The 1,423-nt window shown below is 35.8% G+C and carries 3 protein-coding genes; 2 read left to right on the top strand and 1 reads right to left on the bottom strand.

The window, feature by feature from the left end:
- Window positions 1–119: 119 nt before the first annotated feature.
- Both Q3A88_RS21805 and Q3A88_RS21800 read left to right on the top strand, forming a co-directional pair.
- Window positions 120–326 (top strand): type VI secretion system tube protein Hcp, encoded by a 207-nt coding sequence (locus tag Q3A88_RS21805; RefSeq protein WP_317178660.1) that lies wholly within the window; start codon window positions 120–122, stop codon window positions 324–326.
- Between the two features lie 165 nt (window positions 327–491).
- Window positions 492–1,058, top strand: coding sequence for a hypothetical protein (locus Q3A88_RS21800; protein WP_317178659.1), 567 nt, complete (start codon window positions 492–494; stop codon window positions 1,056–1,058).
- A 271-nt stretch (window positions 1,059–1,329) separates the two neighbouring features.
- Here the strand turns inward: Q3A88_RS21800 and Q3A88_RS21795 are convergent.
- A partial coding sequence (locus Q3A88_RS21795) for an IS1 family transposase (RefSeq protein ID WP_317177888.1) occupies window positions 1,330–1,423 on the bottom strand: 94 nt, incomplete at its 5' end.

Below are 1,423 nucleotides of genomic sequence, written 5' to 3'. Positions count from 1 at the left end.
ATTTCATTGATATAATTAAAGATAGTCATTGTCTTTCACTGAGTGTTAGTGGAGATAAAGCTCAGATCAATAAAATCGAAATAAGTTCTCTATTTCAATAAGTAAAGTGAGATCCCACCCTGTCCTTAGGTGGGCATGAAGCTTTTTTTAAAATATCGTTAAAAGATGCGATCATTAATGATATTCGTTATTTTTATCCCCACTCATTGACGGATAATGATGGTCAACCTCAGGAAAATGTATCATTTAAGTTTTCATCAATAACATTGGAGCATGTTATTGCTCGTACGAGTAGTTATATGCTATGGAGTGATTCAATTTATTGATTTATAGAAATCCAAGGACGGATAAAGTAAATGAGTAAGCGATCAGAAATATTGGATGTCAATCAGGTAATATCAGCGAAGTATGGTATCATTTACACCGAAATATTAGGTTGAGTAGATTTGGGGCATGCATCAGGTGATGACATCAGGAGTGTTCTGTCTCAAATGGAATTAGGTGAAAGTAAGCTCGATAAGTTTTATCATATTCGTTATGAACAAAACATGTTCGTTAAACGAAAGCTGGCAGGTACTGCTAAGTACAGTCTTTGGAAAATACGCCGAGGACGCTTACTATCTGAACGCCATAGTATCGCTCTTGCTATGATGATGAGAACGGGCATAGCATTTGAAGGGATGCAAGATAGTTGGCCTTTTAGCTGGGCTACAGACAGTGGCTTTAGTGGAGAAGACCTTGTGTCCGATTTGCTTGGGTTTTATCGAGCAATCCATGGTAAAAATTATCTTTCTGACTTAAAACCTGTTAGCAAAAGTGAGTCAATTAAACGATGGGATTATTATGGCGCTATTGGCAACTTTAAGAATAAAGGGTTTAGGCCTTTGTTGTTTCCTGATCCATCAAAATCACCAAACGCAAGGCCTTATCCAGGTGAATTACCCAGTTTTATGAAATCAGTGAAGCCATATTCAAATTTCGATTCTGGTGATGTTGTAATTGTAAATGACAGTGATTTTGGCGTGTATTTAAACAATAAGAGAGTCTATGGTGATTAATAAGAATATTGTTTTTTTTGCTTTTATAGCGATGACAGTATGTGTATTAATTAAACTAATGACTATTGATAGTCTTTCTTATACAAAAGAAAATTGGTTTTATGACCATTTTTTCTCAATGGAAGTTATAAGGGAGACTCCCCTTGTCTCTCAGGACTATTACATAACCTATTCAGCCCGTGATGGTAATAAACCTGAGACAAATATAATATTTTTCATGGGAACAGCGGATCAATCAAAATTGGGTCACGTATTCAATATGTAGATCAGGTCATTGCAGATAATGTTCACGTTCGATGAATGTGCCGATTATCTTGTCATGCATTTCCACTGATTTTGAGTACCCGATAGTTTTACGATTCAGT

The organism is Pectobacterium sp. HCp5_1, from assembly GCF_032905925.1.
Classification (GTDB): domain Bacteria; phylum Pseudomonadota; class Gammaproteobacteria; order Enterobacterales; family Enterobacteriaceae; genus Pectobacterium; species Pectobacterium brasiliense_A.
Note: the sequence above shows the minus strand (reverse complement) of the source record. Positions and strands in the feature narration are given on the sequence as shown.